General features: G+C 56.7%; 11 protein-coding genes. 3 read left to right on the forward strand and 8 right to left on the reverse strand.

What is annotated here, in order from left to right; all coding sequences use genetic code 11:
* Positions 1–1,469: hypothetical protein (locus tag NG895_RS09440; RefSeq protein WP_252852236.1), on the reverse strand; the 1,469-nt coding region annotated here is incomplete at its 3' end.
* 85 nt (positions 1,470–1,554) lie between these two features.
* Entirely contained in the window at positions 1,555–1,941 is a 387-nt protein-coding gene (locus NG895_RS09445) for a DUF3467 domain-containing protein (protein WP_252852237.1), read from the reverse strand.
* An 810-nt stretch (positions 1,942–2,751) separates the two neighbouring features.
* On the opposite strand from NG895_RS09445, the gene NG895_RS09450 reads away from it, so the two are divergent.
* From NG895_RS09450 to NG895_RS09460, 3 genes are read left to right on the forward strand one after another with little or no spacing between them, the layout of a single operon-like run.
* The gene (locus tag NG895_RS09450; protein ID WP_252852238.1) at positions 2,752–3,366 is read left to right on the forward strand and encodes a sigma-70 family RNA polymerase sigma factor; all 615 of its coding nucleotides are present in this window, start codon (positions 2,752–2,754) and stop codon (positions 3,364–3,366) included.
* 14 nt (positions 3,367–3,380) lie between these two features.
* Positions 3,381–7,625, forward strand: coding sequence for a WD40 repeat domain-containing serine/threonine protein kinase (locus NG895_RS09455; RefSeq protein WP_252852239.1), 4,245 nt, complete (start codon positions 3,381–3,383; stop codon positions 7,623–7,625).
* Between the two features lie 31 nt (positions 7,626–7,656).
* The gene (locus NG895_RS09460; protein WP_252852240.1) at positions 7,657–9,090 is read left to right on the forward strand and encodes a hypothetical protein; all 1,434 of its coding nucleotides are present in this window, start codon (positions 7,657–7,659) and stop codon (positions 9,088–9,090) included.
* Positions 9,091–9,496: 406 nt separating this feature from the next.
* Here the strand turns inward: NG895_RS09460 and NG895_RS09465 are convergent, their stop codons facing one another.
* The 6 genes from NG895_RS09465 to NG895_RS09490 all read right to left on the reverse strand — a co-directional run bounded on the left by NG895_RS09465 (position 9,497) and on the right by NG895_RS09490 (position 17,681).
* A complete protein-coding gene (locus NG895_RS09465) occupies positions 9,497–10,552 on the reverse strand; it encodes an HNH endonuclease (RefSeq protein WP_252852241.1) in 1,056 nt (351 codons plus the stop codon).
* Positions 10,553–10,733: 181 nt separating this feature from the next.
* A complete protein-coding gene (locus tag NG895_RS09470; RefSeq protein ID WP_252852242.1) occupies positions 10,734–14,117 on the reverse strand; it encodes a DEAD/DEAH box helicase family protein in 3,384 nt (1,127 codons plus the stop codon).
* Between the two features lie 23 nt (positions 14,118–14,140).
* On the reverse strand, positions 14,141–14,620 hold the full coding sequence (locus tag NG895_RS09475) for a hypothetical protein (RefSeq protein ID WP_252852243.1): 480 nt from the start codon (positions 14,618–14,620) through the stop codon (positions 14,141–14,143).
* A 128-nt stretch (positions 14,621–14,748) separates the two neighbouring features.
* Positions 14,749–15,045, reverse strand: a complete 297-nt coding sequence (locus NG895_RS09480) for a hypothetical protein (protein ID WP_252852244.1) — start codon at positions 15,043–15,045, stop codon at positions 14,749–14,751.
* Positions 15,046–15,060: 15 nt separating this feature from the next.
* Positions 15,061–16,212: a restriction endonuclease subunit S gene (locus NG895_RS30565; RefSeq protein ID WP_252852245.1), complete on the reverse strand. Its 1,152-nt coding sequence runs from the start codon at positions 16,210–16,212 to the stop codon at positions 15,061–15,063.
* Positions 16,209–17,681, reverse strand: coding sequence for a type I restriction-modification system subunit M (locus tag NG895_RS09490; protein WP_252852246.1), 1,473 nt, complete (start codon positions 17,679–17,681; stop codon positions 16,209–16,211). Before NG895_RS09490 ends, NG895_RS30565 begins: the two co-directional genes overlap by 4 nt.
* Positions 17,682–17,889 lie beyond the last annotated feature (208 nt).

The raw sequence follows: 17,889 nt of genomic DNA on the forward strand, positions 1-17,889 counted from the left end.
CCGCCGTCCCATTCGGCGGCCAGCACTTTGGTCAGTACAATGTCGTTGCCGTCATCGCCGCCCTCATAGGTGATCGAGAAATAATCCGTGCCTACTGCGAGAATACCCCCCTCGCTCAGGCCGTTGAACGTGCCGACGATCGGATCCGTGCCATCATTGTCGAGAATGGTGAACGAATCGCCCACAGCGGGCGAGTATCCTAGCGTTACGTCCAATTCGCCAGCGATCTCGACTGTGCCGTTGACCTTCAGCTGATCGTGACCGCTACCGGCTGTGGTGCCGTTGAGCTGGACTGCAAGTCGGGGATTGGACGCACTTTCGAATCCTACATCGTCCAAAGTTAGGATGCCGGTTGTGGACCCGCTGCCCGGATTAATCGTGCCATAGATTTGCGCGGGCGAAGAAGTAAAGGACGACACCAGGGAACCCGTCCCTGTCAACGTGCTGCCACTGTTGATTGTCGAATTGTAGTTTGTCGTCAGATTTGCGTTCAACTCAGCCGTGGCGGAAGAATACGTATACAGTTGCCCAACGTTGCCAAACGTCCCGTTGAAAGCTGCTGTGCCATAATAGAGCTGCAGACTATTGTTATTTGTATCGAGGTTGCCGTCCAACTCCAGACTGCCAGAGTGTACAAAGAGCCGTAAATACGAGCCGGTCTCGACATCACCCTCCCAGGTGTTGTTGCCATAGTTTCGAACGTAAAAATAAGTCCCCGACGGCGAAGTAAGCAGCTCGTTGCCGACAGTGACGTTGTTCTCCAGTTGGAGATAGGAGCCGCTTGCGGTCACGACGGTGCCAGTTGCCGCTGTTCCGTCGGCTGCCCCGAGCGCATTGTCATGACGGACCGAGAGCGTTCCACCGCCGATGGTGGTCGTGCCAGTGTAGGTATTGTCGCCCGAGAGGGCGACCATACTGTTGCCGCCAGTGGTGACGCTGCCGCTGCCGGCAATGGCTCCGCTTACCAGCAGCGTTCCCGAGGAAGAGTTTAAGGGCAGCATTTGCCCGTTCGTGTCAATCGCACCCGAGACGGTGAACGTACTACCAACGGCGTTGGCGATACCGCCCGAAGCCGATCCAACCTGGAGGCCTAGAGCCAATTCATTTGATAGGCCGTTATTCGTGATAGCGCCATCAAGGACAATCTGGTTGCCGCTGAGATTGTAGTTGCTGCCATCGATAAGAATCGAACCGAATTGTGTCCCCGCTGCAAAATCATTGACGTTTGTCGACTGGGCAGCACCGGCTGGAAAGATCAGATCGTCATTCACCGATGGCGCTACGTTACTCCCCCAGTTGTCTGCTGTCGTCCAATTTGAATCCAAGCCACCACCATCCCAGACAAACGTCGCCAGCACACGTCGATCTTCGAGACCCTCCACATTCAGCCGCCGATTTCTCGCTTTCGCTCGTCGCTGCCTGCGGATGTATTGCTCTTTTGCGCGGCGAAGCTTGTTGAACGTGGCCATGGTAGATTTCCTTGCCTAGAAAGCGGTACGGAGTGAATCGTCCGGTATCTGAGAAGCAGCTGCTGGGGGAGAAGGGGTGCCCGCGTCAACCACCTGCGCTAGCAGCACGAGCTGGAGCCGGCTTGGCGGTCACGCGTTTCTGCACATCGGTCTCCAACACGCCAAATGCCTGCTCATGCCGCTGAATCGACATGGCCAGGGCCTGCAACATACGTTTCGCCGTGAAGTAATTGACCACGAGTCGCTGCTTGACTTCGATCGGCTCGGTGGGCGTGCCGTACGGTTGGCTGTTGAGGCCGAAGTCGAGGATTAGTTCCTCGGGGGTGCCCGTTACTCGGCAGAAATTTGCGTAGCACAAGTCAGCCTGCTGGTCGTTCACCTTGATTGCATCGCGATCGGGCGGTGCCTCTCCGGGGGATTTGGTGGTAGATGACGGTGCAGCGGTGGTATCGGTTAAAGTCGAATCGGCCATGTATAATCTCCCATTTTATCTAATTGATGGTAGTTCGATCGTTGTGAATTTGGCGCGCACTACGAGACAGATAGTACTTAGTCGAAAAGCATGCGTCATCCAACGCGGCTTGACCGTAACCACTAATGCGCACCGAATGCATTTTCCCAGAGCGGCGTCTAGTTAAAGCCGCGCACTTTGCGAAGAGTGTTTGCCAATACTCGCACCGGCGAGAGCGCGCAGAGCGTCAGAATAACGCGTAGGTGTTCAAGTGAAGTCCCCCCCAATTCGATAAGACATGAGCTTGTCTCAAGTTCTCACAAAAGCTCTAGAGAATTGCAACCCCTTTTTTGCGACTTAGATTAGATTGAATAAAGATGAGATACCTGAGCTTGCCAAGTCTCCGTCTTCCACGATGGAGTCGCTGAGAGTTTACGCAGCAGTCGTGTGGACGTTTGATTCTAGGTGGATTGACTGCGCACCATTCGACGTGTTTGCGAATGGGCGACCACCGCCCGCGTCGATGTAGCAATCTGCCCAAACAAACGACCATCAATCAAGTGCTTGCTTGAATCAACGCCAGCATTCCCTCCCTCAATGGGCAACCCTTTATCCCTAACCTTCGAAAACTGCGGCCTATCTAACAGATCTTTCTCAATGCTATGGCAACTTTTGCTGCCCGACCCCGTAAATAGTTTTGCCATAAGGGGTTGCGTCCACAGTGGCATGCGTGCATTTCTGTCCACCCTCGGCGAGTACATAAAAAGGCTGTTAGATGCACTAGGTTTTTCGAAGGTATGTTATGGGGTGTGTGTTATATTTCTTGCCGCCATGCAGACCTCACCGCCCAACACTGAAGAACTACTTCGCCGCGCTCACGATGGAGATGTGGAGGCGAAGCACAAACTGCTCAATCGGTATCGCCAGAGACTATCACAAATGGTCCAAGCTCGAATGGACCCACGGATTCAGGCAAGAATCGATCCTTCAGACATTGTGCAAGAAACTTTGGTGACCGCGAGCCATAAACTAGACGCATACTTGGCCGGCAGACCTCTGCCCTTTTATCCCTGGCTACGGCAGATCGCTTGGGAGAAGCTTGTACACGAACACGATCGACATCTACGCGCCGCAAAACGTAGTGTCGCACGTGAGCATACATTGCGTTCAGATTTATCCGATGCTTCCATAGCCGGGATTGCCAAACGTCTGGTATGTCCAAGCAGTACGCCTAGTGGTGCAGTAGAGCGTGAGGAACTGATGCAACGCGTTCGGATTGCGATAGATGCCCTATCTGCTACCGATCGCGAAGTGCTGCTGATGCGGCATATTGAGCAAATGCCCTCGAACGAAATCGGTGCCCTGCTGCATATGAGCGAAGCGGCCGTCAATATGCGTCACATGCGGGCTCTCGAACGGTTGCGAAAGGTTCTCACTAGCGCGTAGCTGGAAGGGTAACCGTGCGGTTTCAACTCCAAGATAGCAAACGAACAGGTGACTACTCGCCTAGCGGCGATCAGTCGTTGGCCAACCTGTTGGAGCAGGTCACGCGATCGCTAGATGCGGGGGAGCAAATCGAGCTGGATGGACTGATAGCCGCTCATCCACTTCACGCCGAGCGGCTTCGCGAGCTGATGCCTACCATGTTGGCAATGGCCAGTTGGGGGAGAGCGTCTGATTGGCTGGGGGGCTCAGACGCTACCTCCTCTGGCAGCTCTCCGCTTGACGGTACGCTAGGTGACTTTCGCGTACTGGGGGAGCTAGGCCGGGGCGGAATGGGGACCGTCTACGAAGCCGAGCAGATCTCCATGGGGCGGAGGGTGGCCCTCAAGGTATTGCCGTTTGCGGCCCTCGCTCAGCAGAACGCTCTGCAACGATTTCGCAACGAAGTGCGCGCCGCTGCTGCCCTAGACCATCCGCACATTGTTTCGGTGTATTCGGTGGGAGAGGAGCGCGGAATTCACTACTATGCGATGCAGCTGGTCTGCGGTCAGAGTTTGGCGAATCTGATCCTGCAATTGCGGCGGGATCTGCAACATGACGGTGATGAGGCCCGAGCCGACGCACCAACAATCGACTCGACCTCTGTGAAGGCGGCCACCGACACAACACGCCTTGCGCGAGCGCAAGTGAGTACAGCGCGGGATAGCCGACGAGAGGTGGAGAGTTGTCATTCTGCCGCACGTATGGGGATTCAGGTTGCTGAAGCGCTGCAGCATGCGCACGAACAAGGTGTGTTGCACCGCGACATTAAGCCAGGCAACTTGCTGCTTGACGGCAATGGCAAGCTCTACGTTACCGACTTCGGACTCGCTCGCATCGAAGCGGACGCCGGACTGACGATGACCGGGGATCTCATTGGTACTCTCCGCTACATGTCGCCCGAACAGGCACTCGGTACGCGAGTGGTAATCGACCATCGCGCCGACATCTATTCGTTAGGGGCAACTCTATACGAACTGCTAACGCTGCAGCCTGCATTTGGCGGCACCGATCGCTCCGAGCTATTGAGGCAGATCGCATTCGAGGAACCAACGCCGCTTCGCAAGCTGAATCGTCACATTCCGACCGAGTTGGAGACGATCGTTCTCAATGCGATGGCGAAGGAGCCCGATGAGCGGTACCATACCGCGCAAGAGTTGGCTGACGACTTGCGCGCGTACCTCGATGACCGCCCGATCAAGGCAAAGCCGCCGACATTGCTGCAATTGATGGGTAAGTGGACGCGAAGGCATGTGGGAGCCGTATGGACGGCGGTGGTCGCGGCGTTGAGTCTGTCCGCCGTCCTGGCGGGGGCCACTGCGTTGATTGGCGAGTCGAGGCAGGCGGCGATCGCCGATCGTGAGCGAGCCGAGATGGAGCGGAACACGGCAGTCGACCAACGTAACGAAGCACTCCTGCAACAGTATTACGCGGAGATCGTCTCCGGCCAAACGGATCTAGCCGAAGGGAATCTCCCCCGCTTGCAGCAAAAACTGACACGACACTTACCGGTAGGTTCCGAGTTGGATCGTCGGAACTGGGAGTGGTACTATCTTTTTTCGCACTGCCATCCCGAAGTCATGCGGCTCTTCAACCCGGCGAAACTGGTATTCGCCTCTTGGAGCCCCGATGGCGAGCTAATTGCTACGGCCGGCATGATTTGGAAGCCCGATACGGGCGAGTGCGTGCGCGCTTTCACGCCCTCTTTTAATCTCTGGGAAGCGAATGCTTGGAGTCCAGATAGCCAGACTTTGGCTTGGGGTCAGAGTTCTGATGATGGGGGCATCTATTTATGGGACCGGCAGACCGACGAGCTTCGCGAGCTTCGGGAGAACAATGGTGCGAGCGTGTGGGCACTCGATTTCAATCATGACGGAACGAGGCTCGCTTCGGGGTCACTAGATGATACGATCCGCATCTGGGATCCATTCACGGGCGAGATTGTTCGCAGGTATTCCGTTGACGCGCACGTGACGGATACGGCCTGGAGCCCTGATGGCAAACTGCTGGCGGCAGGGGCGCGACACCACCTTTACATCTGGGACGTCGAGAGTGGTGAGGAAGTCTTGCATACGACTGAAGACGATTACCCCAATCGCATGCGCTTGTCATGGAATCCCAATGGTAAGCGACTGGCGGTGAATACATCCGCTCGCTGGTACGTGCTCAGCCGTGGCGACGGTTGGAAGAAAACGGCTGAACAACCCCATCGATTCGAAGATTTGTCGCTTAGCGAGCAGAGTGACGTCGCGTGGAATCCTACCGACAATCGCCTGGCAATTGGCAACCGGTCGACCGTTAGCATTTGGGATGCTTCCGGTAGCGAAAAACTGCAAACGCTAAGTGGCCATGTGGGCGTCGTCAACTCGGTGGCTTGGAGCCCCGATGGCAATCGATTGGTGACGACGGATGATCGTCGCGAGCTTCGCGTTTGGGATTTGACCCAACCGCCGCAGCCCCCACCCATCGAGACGGGAAGTCGCCTGGCACGAATTGCCTGGGCGAGCCCCGGCAGCACACTGCAAACGACCGCCCACAAGGACGGGGAGACAAGCCTCTGGTCGGTCGACGACGGCAAACAACTGGAATCCAACGGCTTGCCTGCCGAAGATGGTCAAGATATTGGAACGTTTAGCTACGACAACCGTTTTCGCGCGTACATTCCTTCTGCTACGCCACGGAACACCCTCAACGTCGTTACGCGATCGGGCGCGATTCATGCCGTTTGGAAATCGAGTGGTACACTCGAACCGATTCGGTATGCCTGGTCGCTGGACAACAAGAAACTCGCGCTGATTACTCGTTCCGAGGATCGTTTGGCTTTGGACATTTGGAATGTCGATACCGAAGAGACGATCGCGCATTGGGAGCGGTATCGGGATAGTCGAGCTGACAATAATGACTTCCTTTTTGGTCCCGCGTGGTCGCCCGATGGCTCGAAAATAGCCATCGTCGCTCATGGCGATCCTGGTGACAACGGAAACGTGTTCTGGTCATCACACATTCACATCTTCGATACCTCTACCGGTCGACGGATACTCAAACGCCCATTTGGTGATCGTCCCAGACACGGCGGTAACATCCGGGCGTTGAATTGGAGCCCCGATGGAAGATACCTGGCACAAGGTACTACCGAAGGGTTGATCGAAATCATCAGTGTCGGTGGGCAAACGGATGCCGTACTGAGCAAGGCTCACGACGCGCCAATCCTGGCACTCGATTGGCATCGTAGTGGGGAGCGGATAGCCACCGCCGCAGCGGACGGCGCTGTAAAAATCCTGGAACCGAAACAGGGTTACGAGTTGTTGAGGCTGCGCACGTCCGGTGGACCCTGCTCGCTCGTTGCCTGGAGCCCCAATGGAAGGCGACTGGCAGTTGCCAATCAGAGCGGCCGCATACAAGTCTGGGATTCGTCGCGTGGCCAGGAGTTTGCCAAGGGCGGGAGTCGTCATAGCGAACTGGCGCGGGAGTACTACTCGCGTGCCGATACATTGGAAGAAAGCCAACGCGAAGACTACCTGCGAAAAGTTGTGGAAACTGCGCCCCAGACGCTCGACTATCGGCTGCTCCGCGGACAGGCGTTCGCCGAATTGGGTGATTTCGACGCAGCAGCAAGGGAGTTTTCCGCGGCGACACCGACGCAGATCGAGCGAGGATTGATGGCGGCTCGTTGCCACGCCTACGCTTTGCTGGGAGGGCGGGATATGGAACGCTTTCGCGAGTTGCACGCGGATCTAGCCAAAGCCATTGGTGACGATGAAGTCGACTCGAAACGTTTTCAAACCGCCTGGCTTGGCGCATTGATCCCGGACACGACGATGGGGTTTGACGCGCTGGTTAACGATCTCGCGAAGCAGATCAAAGAGCAGCGAAACTTTGAAAGGGGTAACTGGGAAATCATGCTGCTAGGCGCCATGCAACATCGCCTGGGACGTTACGACGATGCGAACGACACTCTCACTACACTGCGGTCCAAGTACAATGGAGCCTCCGACAGCACCGACCGGTATGTGTTGGCGTGCATCGACTATTTTCTTGCCATGAACCGTCACCAGCTCGGGCATAGCTTTCAAGCTCAACGGCTACTGTCTGAAGCCCACGATCTAAGAGTGGGACTTGTACACGAGAACGCAAGCTGGCAAATACAAGTCACTTTAGACACATTGCAGCGCGAAGCCCAGCGCCTAATCGACGTTGAGGAATCCACCATCACCGCTGATTGACAACAGCCTACTTTGGCTAGAAAGATTCGCCGTGAACCGACTCTTCGTTGCCGACTTGTCACGACTGTTGGCCGGAACAGGATTATTGGCCTTTGTAGTTCTACTCTCGCAGAACACTGCTGCGAACGAGAGCCACTCGCAGCGCGGCCACTCTTTGCTATTGGACGATCGGATCGTGAAGCGAGTCGAAAATGCACAACTGACGCTCGGCCACGTCACGAAGCACCCAGCCAATCCTCTGATGGTCGAAGATCGTCCCTGGGAGAAGCGATTCGACAACCTCTACGCGAATGTCCTATTCGACCGAGACGTCGGCCACTATCGATGCTGGTATGGACCTTTCATAGTCGATCATTCGGCGCGCAGCAAATCGCAGCAGGATCGCCAGACGCCCTATCGGCCGCCAAGCGACCGGCAATCGGGTCTATGCTACGCCATCTCGAAAGATGGCCTTGTCTGGGAGAAGCCGTTACTCGGCCTCGTTGAATATAAGGGCAGTAAAGAGAACAATATCATCGCCCGAGGCCCTCATGGCGTTGGTGTCTTTCGAGACCCTCACTCCAGCAGCCCTGACCATCTCTTTAAACAGTTCTTTAAACTAGATGAGATATCCGTCGCATTTTCTGCCGATGGCTTGCATTGGAGCGACTATGTCGACTGCCCTGAAATTGGTGCGCGGGGAGATACCCACAACAACTCATTCTGGGCCCCCACGCTCAGCAAGTATGTTGGCATCACGCGAGAGAAAAACGCCGAGTTCGGGCGACTCGTCGCACGCACCGAATCGGACGACTTCATCCATTGGTCGCCTGCCGAAGTCGTGCTGCACGGAAATGACCATAACTTGCAAACCTATGCGATGCCCACCTTCTATCATGGTGGCGTCTATTTGGGCTTGCTCATGATTCACGACCAACAGCAGGATCGTGTCTGGACCGAATTAGCTTGGAGTCCTGATACAAAGCAATGGCATCGCATCTGTCCCGGTGTACCGCTGATCCCAAATTCTGATAGGGAGGGAGATTATGACTGGGGCTGCGTTTACGCGGCCGCGACTCCCGTGATTCGCGAGGATGAAATCCGCATCTACTACGGTGGCAGCGACGGGTTGCATTTCGGATGGCGGTGCGGGTCGTTGAACCTGGCGACACTCAGACCCGATGGATTCGCCGGATACACGCAGGTGTCAGAACAGAAACCGGCGATCGTAACAACCACGCCAATTCGAACGACGGGCCGATTGCTTGCTTTAAACGCGGACGTTTCGCCAAGTGGTTTTGTCGAAGTGGCCGCGATTGACGCGGCAGGAAACAAAATCGCTCAGTGCCGCCTGACCAAATCTACTACTGGTGAGATGTCAGTTTTAGATGTACCTACCGATGCCGGTATGTACCGACTGAGATTCGAGTTCAGCAACGCTACTGTCTATTCCTTTCGGCTTCGAGAGAGGACAGTGAGACGGTGATCGCTTCACTTGGTGCTAATCGTCACCACAGTCTTGGGGCGTCACCCGTCCAGATGACATCCCCTGCGGTCATCCCGTGCGGTAGGGCATCGTGGAGGTCTGGCTTTTCGTCCTTCGGACCGAATTGCCCTCGGCGACCCTTGTCAGTGCTCAAGAAATCGAAATTTGAACCCACTGATGAACAGTCAATCCGTGACCTCGCAAAACGTCGATGAAAAATGCGATTCCCAGAACTGCGCAGCTCAGGGCGCAGCAGTTGAACACGATGAGAAGCCTGTCGATACTAATCGGCTTATCGCTCCCAACTAGCGGGGTGAGCTCACCGACACTGTGCTGGCTGGGATCGAGCCGCAACCGGGATACGAGTCAGTGGGTTCCAATACCGGATTCACGGACCGCATAGGTGCTACGCAAGTCGCTCGGGTTCGACCGCTTCGACGTGTCCATCGTACCGATCTGCCCGACTATCGTCGCGTAGATAGGCATGCCCCCAGATACCCGATGGCAAAATAAGCTTGCCGGCAATAGAGCCAAGTGTTACCTGATACTCCTCGCCGATGTGATCTGGACCAGCAAAAAGTCGCATGTACACCACAATCTGCTTTTCAACTTCATAAGCGAGCAGCACGTGGCACCAGTTGCTGGGAGTCCATACTACGCCTGATGCATCTTCCCCGAATGGCATCCGAAACTCAGGGCCAGGCTGACCAAAGAACGAATCAGGGTTGCCACCATGGCGGAGATATTGGCGAATTGCCGAAAACTCGCGCTCGCTGCCATCGTAGCCGCGCTGATTGTGTGTCAGATAATAGTGGAATGCCATCTTGCCAATCGCTCGATCTGCATCAGCTGAAAACTCGAATGAGATGCGGCCGGGTACCGTCGACTTGCCGACTTCGGTATCAGGGAGAGCTTTGTAAGTAAGCGTGGGAAACACCTCCTTTACGAGACGGCGGAATACTTCGGCCAATCGCTCGGTCACTGAACAAAATACGCTAGATACATTGCCAATTCCAAGTTTTCGGATTCTGGCTTTTAACTGCCCGGCGGTCATTCCCTCAAACAATTGGACATGGTGCTCGATTCCAGCTTCGTCACAAATAGTAATCTGATCTTTCGGCTGCACCTGTCTCGGGTCGGTCAACGGACTCACAAGTTGCCCGTAGCCAAATGCCCGAACGGTGTGTTGAGGTGCTTTACTGCCCTTAGCCCCTCGTTGGCGAGTGCCAGGAGAGCGGCCACGTCGTCGAACTGGCGCGAACTGCCTTAAATAACCCAGGGACGTAGCCTGCATGAGTATTTGCTCGTAAACACCGAACGAGTTGTTACACGCAGTGCAGCAACCGCGGAATCGCACATCCCCAGCAAATTCACCAAACAAAGCGATTGGAAGAACATGGTCTCCTTCCCCGCGGGATGGGTCGAAGGGTTCCTTACAGTAGATGCAGATCTTCTCGTTCATTTCGCAGGTCTTGCCACCCGTTTCTGGCTGAAGCTATTGAAGCAATGACCTGCGACACAGGCGGCGGGTTCACGCTTGATGGTAGCTCCTAGGTCTCCCGCAGCGTTCACAGGTGTGTCGAGCGGAACCATGCACAGTGTGCTCGTTTCACAACACGAAAATACTGCTCCTTAGCTGGAGCTCACGCCACTTCCGCATTTCCATTAATCCCCTCAATCACCGCCACCACGCGTCCAGCATCGTCACCCAGCACGCCCACAACGCCCTGGTCGTGCATATCGGTAAACGGTGGCTCGAACAGCTGTTTTGGTTCCATCAGCCCGTTGTGCACCAGGTGCTCCACGATGCGGTTGATGAAGGTGATTTGGTCGGCTGAGTAGACGGCGCTCGACAGGAACTCAGCGAAGGCCTCCTTGGCGGCGTTCTGATCGAGTCCCATGATTTGGCGGACCAGCTTTCCCAGCGGCTGCTCGGTGCCGTAGGTCTCTTCGTAGTCTTCGCGGCTGCCGGGGCCGGACTCGGAGAACAGAATCTCTTCCAGGGCATCGATGTCCGCGGTGGTGATGGGCTGGTTTCGTTTCAGCTTGTGGATTGTGACGTGCATCTCGTGGTCGCGGATGAACTTCTCGACCTTCAGTCGGTAGTTCTTCAGATTGGCATCTCTCTGGATCAGGAAGGCGGCTTCTTCGCCTTCACCAATCTCATCCTCGAAATTCGAGTAGACGTCTTCGCGACCTCGCTTGTCGATAAACTTAATCAGGTCCCGCAGCCGCTTGCGGACGTTCTCCAGCATCGGCAGTGTGACAAACTCCCAAAAGTCGTCTGTCTGGACTTCCAGAATCAGTTCCATCTGGGCGGCGACCATGGGCACTGCCTGCTTCTGCTCCAGTCCGCCAGCTAGTTCACGCACTTTGTCTTGGTACCGGGTGAGCAGTGGATCGGCCTCGAGGATCGACAGTTCCAGGTTGAAGATCAGCAAATCGAATCGGCGGGCGAACTCGTCGGACGCATCCTCGTAGGGCAAGTCGGCGACGCCGTGTACAAGGTCCACGATGTCTTCGCTCGAGAGTTCGTTCCAGTTCTCTCTGACCTGGAACTTCTCCACATACCGTCGCTTTGGCCGAACAATGAAGTTCTCGACGTCCATGCTCTGAACGATCTCGTGCAGTTGATCCTGGTAATCGGATCGCAAATCCACCAAATCAGCCCCCAGATCATCGCTCTTGCTGGATTTCTCCATTAGCTCAACCAGGGAGACTCGCCGCTTGAAGTTCTTGGCTTTTAGCGATTCTTGGGCGTGGAGTTCGACGCCTTCGGGCCGCTCACCGAAGAACTCGAAGTTCTCGCAGTAGTCGAATACGTAGAAGAACTCCTTGTCCGAGTTGGGACCAAACAGTTCGGGGTACAAGCGGGTGCCGCGGCCGATCATTTGCCAGAATTTGGTCTTCGAGCGGACCAGTTTGAAGAACACCAGGTTCACGATCTCGGGCACGTCGATGCCGGTGTCCAGCATGTCGACCGATACGGCGATGAAAGGCGCCTTGTCAGCGATGTAAAAGTCGTCAATCAGGCTTTGGGCGTAATTCACCTGGTTGTCGATCACCCGGCAGAACTTGCCGGCCAACTTGGGATAGTTCTTATCGAACTGCTCGACAATGAACTCCGCATGTTTGTGGTTCTTGGCGAAGATGATTGTCTTGCCGAGCCGGTCGCCGCCCTCAACCTTCAAGCCGTTCTCCATCAGGTGCTTGAGCACCTTGTTCACCGTGTCCTTGTTGAACAGCCAGGCGTTGAGCGCAGCAGCCTGGATGGCGTTGGGCAGTTCGCCAGTGTCTTCGTCGAAGAATTTCTCTTCGTATTGGTCTTTCTCCTCCGTGCTGAGTTCGTTGTACTTGATGCCCGATCGCTGGAACTTCAGGGGCACACTGATCGCCTTCGGTGGCACCAAGTACTCATCGTTGACTGCCTGCTCGAGCTCATAGGCGTAGGTGGGGACGTGCTCCTCCAGGTCGAACAACTCGTAAGTGTTATGGTCCACATCGCTTTTCGGCGTTGCTGTGAGACCCAGCAGCATCGCGTCGAAGTAGTCGAATATCGCGCCAAACTTCTGATAAACGCTGCGGTGGGCTTCGTCGATGATGATCAAATCGAAGTGACCAACGCCGAAGCGTTTCTCGCCGTCGCTTCTGGCGTCGTCAATCGAGTTCATCATCGTCGGGTACGTGCTGAAGACAATCCGGCTCTGGTCGTTCTCCTTCTCCTCGCTCAGGTTCACCGTCGAGGTGTTTGGCAGGCACTTCTTGAACGCATTGCGGGCTTGCCGCAGTAGGGCGGTGCGGTCGGCCAGGAACAACACCCGGCGGACCCAGTTCTGTCGCATCAAGATGTCGACCATGGCGATCGACAGCCGTGTTTTGCCGGTGCCGGTGGCCATCACTACCAGGGCCTTGCGCGACCGCTCCTCGTCAAAGGCGTGCATCACTCGTCGCACCGCTTCCTCGTGGTAGTAGCGGTCGATAATCGACTTGTCGGTCGTGGCGCCGGCGATGTCCTTGCGGCTGTCGCGCCGGTTAATCATCAGCTGCAGCTCGTCCTTGGTGTAGAAGCCCTGCACTTCGCGGGGAGGGTACATCGCGTCGTCCCACAACCAGGTCTCATATCCGCTGGTGTAGAAGATCACCGGCCGGCGATCGAACTTCTCCTCCAGGCAGTCAGCGTAGAGCTCCGCCTGTCGTTTGCCCACCTTGGGGTCTTTCTTGGTCTTCTTGGCCTCCACCAGCGCCAGCGGCAGGCCGTCGTCGCCCCACAACACGTAATCGACAAACCCCTTTTTCTGCTTGTTGGGCATGCCGGCGACTTCGTACTCCCCGACATTCTCGCCGTGCGGATCCCAACCCGCCTCGCGGAGCATCAAGTCGATGAACAGATCGCGGGTGGCCGCCTCGGTATAGTCCGTGTCGGCAATCGTTTTGGCGTTCTCGGCCTTGATCTTCTGGATCTCGGCCTTCATCTCGGCGAGCAGTTCCTCGGTGGCTGCCAGCTTCTTGAGCGACTCGAAGTATGCCTTATCCTTCTCGGCAAGCTGGCCTTCGAGCTTCGTTAGCTGCTCGGAGGTCCTGTCGGCCGCTTGTTGGTCGCCAGGCGTGGGGAGCAAGCTGGCATCGAACGCGGGCGCCTGGACACTGCCCTTGCTATACGCCTTGGCTACCCAGCCCAGCATCGCATGCAGGCACCGCGTGACCTGTAAACCATCCTGCTGGTTGATGGCCGTTTCGCTGTGCACGGCCATGTTGCCCAGCTTCCAGATCATCCGCACCTGCTGCCACAACCCGGGCGGCATGGTGTTCTTGAACGTCGGCTCATGGATCAGCGCCGCCAGCGAGTCCTGGTACGGCACGTGCAGCCCACTGTCGTGGGCGTACATCCATTTGACCGCCAGCTCCATAGTCCGCCGGGCATAGAACGCACTGGTCCTGGGGGCAACCAGGGCGTTGAGCTCGGTGTGCACCGCGTCCTCGTGCAGCGGCGCCCATTGGTCGGTGAGGAAGTCGAAATTGGATGGCATGATGGCCCCCTTGGATGGTCGCTCTATCCTCGCATACCCTCGCGTTGTGCCGCAACGGCAGTTGCAAGTCTCTTGAGCTCCTCCGCCGAGAACTCATGCACTAACACCAAAACGCCGAATCGCCGGAGCGCCTTGGCGGCCCACGACTTGCCGCGAAACTCGGCGGCCACCAGCTCACTGGATAGCACCAGATACAATCGCACCTCCCAGCCTGGATGCATTTCGGCCAGTGCGTCGCGAACGTACAGCAACTTTAGCACATCGGTGAGTACCTTGCGTTTGTTGCCGGGCTTTAGCTTTTCGGTTCGGGCGTACGCCTCGGCCAGGACGATTCGCTCGTTTGATTCGTCGACTGCGTATCCATCAAGGTTGACCGTGGCTCCATCGAGCTCCAGCACCTTGGGCTCCAGCGTCGTGCTGGTATGCTTGCCCGCAGCCTGCACCAGCAGCGTCTCCAGCTCTCGCTGGACCTTTGAATCGCTTTGGTGCGGCACATCGGTCATCGACAGAGCCCTGCAGTTTCCAATGACTTGTTACTCCCCCGACTAGACCCAACTCAGCAGCGTTTCGACCAGATGTTGATTAACCGCGTAATTCTGTGCGGACACGACAGCTACCCTTGCGTTGACTACTATTTTGATCCTTTGGCGAACTCCACGTGCACCGGCATCTCTGTGCTGCGGAAGCCCATCGACTCGTGTTTGTTGTTGAAGTAGCTGCGGTAGAGCTCCACGTTGTGCCGGACCGCTTCGGGGTAGAATCCGGTCACCACGTCGATGTACTCTTGCTCGGTCAGCATCGCATGGTGGTGGTCGTGTAACTGCAGGCCCAGTTGATGCCAGAGCAGGCGATCGCCGTAGCTTTTCAGGGCTTCGCCGCCCAGTGGCAGCGGGATTGGTTTGTTCGGGACAAAGCTGTGTTTCGACATGGCATGCTTGTAGCGTTACAGCTCGCCCCGAAAGGCGCGTTGGACGAGGGAGTTGAAGAGGTCGGTGGAAGCCTTAAGTGCCATTTCGTGGCTGTCGTGCGACTGTTCAGTTCGGCAATATACTTCCGCGAAAGCGGATTGTAATACCATCGGCGGCAAGATCGTGGGGAGTGGTCGCAAAACTGCGAGATTGATGTTCTTTTGTGCTGTTTCTGGTGCTTTTGCCTTCAGAACATCCTGTTGAAAACGCAACCAGTACTCGATGAACTCCTTGCGCGCGTTCTCTTCGTTGACTTCAATGCCAACGACGCTATCTGTTGCGTACGCATCAAACCCAAGAATGGCCGTGTCGCCAATATTTGCGGCGATAGCAATTGCAATCGTGCCCTTCCTGAACTTTCGGCTAACCTTGATGCCCTCTTCGTTTAAAGTCTGAGAATAGCTGTGCAGTGTGCCGTCAGTCCTTGCCAATTCGCCGGTCTGAATGAATGGATACACACCTCCGTAAAAACGCGGGTCGTTTCGGGGACGCGGTGTGAACTTTCCTCGATTGACTGCTGCGATCTCCTCAAGCTTTACGACCTCCCACCCCTTCGGATTCGTCACCGGATCCCCAAACATCTCCAAGAACGCCGACTTGAGAAACTCGTCCGCCAGCTGGATGGCCCGCTGGCGCTTCCGCCGCACCGCGTCCGCCTTGTCCAAAATCGCCGCGATCCGCTTCTGCTCGGCGAGGGGTGGGAGGGGAATCTCTAAGCCAGCTACTACACCTCGGGTTACATGCTTTAGACCAACTCCTCCGTGGGCACTGTCGATCAAACGGTCTAGTTGCTTATTAATCGCGAGCACAGCCCAGCGTTTGGATATTCTTGTGCGATCGAGGTCGACCCTGAAAATATGTTGATTCAATACTCCCACCCGCCCCTGCCATAGGTGCGCTCCAAAGGAAGTGCCAGGAGTACCGGACCATGCGAGAAGAACATCTCCTGGATGCACTTCAACTTGTCCATCCAACCCATTGGGCCAGTAGTTGAACGGCTTATCCGCGTTGTTTAGATTTTGAATGCGGATAATGGGATGCCCATCCGTGGCCCAGTCCGACTCCTTGTATGCTTTGCCATTCTTGAGCGTGCAGAGCTCTCCTAGTTCCACAGATTCCACGCTCACGACAGCATCCCCCGCAACTCCTTCAGGTCCCCCGCAATCTCGGCCTCCAGTTTCTCGAGCTCATCGAGGATCACTTCCGGCGGATCGTACTCCACTTCCTCGTATTCGATCTCCTTGTAGCGGTTGATCGAGAGGTCGTACTTGTTGTCGATGATTTCCTGCGCCGGCACCATGAACGCCTTGGCCGTGCGGTCGGTGTCCTTTTTGGCACTGCGCTTTTGCCAGCGTTTGATGCAGTCCGGGATGTCGTTGGCGTCCACTGGATCGCGTTTATCGTCCAGGCTAAAACCGTCGGCCGCCATGTCGTAGAACCAGACGTGGTCGGTGCCGCCCGAGTTGGTCTTGGTAAACAGCAGCACCGCGGTCGACACCCCCGCGTACGGTTTGAACACACCGCTGGGCATCGAGACCACCCCGTCGAGCTTTTGCCCCTCGACCAGCTCCTGGCGGATGTCGCGGTGGGCCTTGCTGCTGCCGAACAGCACCCCGTCGGGCACGATGGCCGCACACCGCCCGCCAACCTTCAGCTGCTGGAGGAACAGGGCCACGAACAACAGCTCGGTCTTCTTGGTCTTGCCCACCTGCAGCAGGTCCTTGGCCACCTCGTCGTAGTTCAGCGAGCCCTTGAACGGCGGGTTGGCCAGCACCACCGTGTAGCGGTCGCGGACTTCGCCGCCGTCGGTCGACAGCGAGTCGACGTCGCGAATGTCGGGCCGGTCGATGCCATGCAGCACCATGTTCATCGCCCCGATCCGCAGCATACTGGCGTCGAAGTCGGCCCCGTGGAACATGCCCTGCTGAAAGTGCGACCGCTGACGCTTGTCGACCAGCATTTTGGGATGCGTGTCGCGGAGGTACTCGCCCGCGGCCACCAGAAAGCCGCACGTGCCGCACGCGGGGTCGGCGATCACATCGGTGGGCGTGGGGGCCATCATCTCGACCATCATGCGGATCACGTGCCGCGGCGTGCGGAACTGGCCATTGCGGCCCTGATGCTGCAGGTGGCTGAGCAGGTACTCGTACAGATCGCCCTTGGTGTCGCGATCGTCCATCGGGATGTCGGAGATCATCGTGACCACTCGCTCCAGCAGCGACGGCGTGGGGATCACGAACACGGCATCCTTCATGAACCGGGCGTAGGCCGTGGCATTGGGGTCGTCCGCGTTGCCACCGATCTGCTTGATGAACGGAAACACCTCGTCGCGAAACAGCTCGTACATCTCCTTCGCCTCGAGGTCCTTGAACCTCGACCAGCGAAGACGCTGCTGCCGCTTATTGAAGATGGGGTCCTCAATCGGCTGCCCGAGCAGGTTGGCCTGAGCCTCCTTGGCGGTGTGCAGCTCGTCGAGCCGGCGGGCGAACAGCAGGTAAGTGATCTGCTCGATCACCGTCAGCCCGTTGGAGATCCCGCCGCTCCAGAAAGCGTCCCACAGCTTATCGACCTGCGACTTAATAGCGCCCGTGATCATCCAGCACGCACCTCATTGCTTGCGATTTGACGGAAAAGCCCCCGATCCTCGGGAGTTAGCCCACCAGTATAATGCGGGACGACGCATCTTGGGTACTCGGGCCGCAGCGGATCGCACCGAGCGGCACGCCGGGCTGGTAAACCCTGCGGACTGGGAATGGTGGACTCCGGGAAACTCGGCGGTGCGTTGACGTTGACAGAACTGGCTG

The sequence above is a fragment of the Aeoliella straminimaris genome (assembly GCF_024054565.1).
Classification (GTDB): Bacteria; Planctomycetota; Planctomycetia; order Pirellulales; family Lacipirellulaceae; genus Aeoliella; species Aeoliella straminimaris.

Coding starts and splice junctions, on each gene's coding strand:
- NG895_RS09450 (WP_252852238.1), top strand. CDS start 2,752: ATGCAGACCTCACCGCCCAACACTGAAGAACTACTTCGCCGCGCTCAC.
- NG895_RS09445 (WP_252852237.1), bottom strand. CDS start 1,941: ATGGCCGATTCGACTTTAACCGATACCACCGCTGCACCGTCATCTACC.
- NG895_RS09490 (WP_252852246.1), bottom strand. CDS start 17,681: ATGATCACGGGCGCTATTAAGTCGCAGGTCGATAAGCTGTGGGACGCT.
- NG895_RS09470 (WP_252852242.1), bottom strand. CDS start 14,117: ATGCCATCCAATTTCGACTTCCTCACCGACCAATGGGCGCCGCTGCAC.
- NG895_RS09475 (WP_252852243.1), bottom strand. CDS start 14,620: ATGACCGATGTGCCGCACCAAAGCGATTCAAAGGTCCAGCGAGAGCTG.
- NG895_RS09465 (WP_252852241.1), bottom strand. CDS start 10,552: ATGAACGAGAAGATCTGCATCTACTGTAAGGAACCCTTCGACCCATCC.
- NG895_RS09480 (WP_252852244.1), bottom strand. CDS start 15,045: ATGTCGAAACACAGCTTTGTCCCGAACAAACCAATCCCGCTGCCACTG.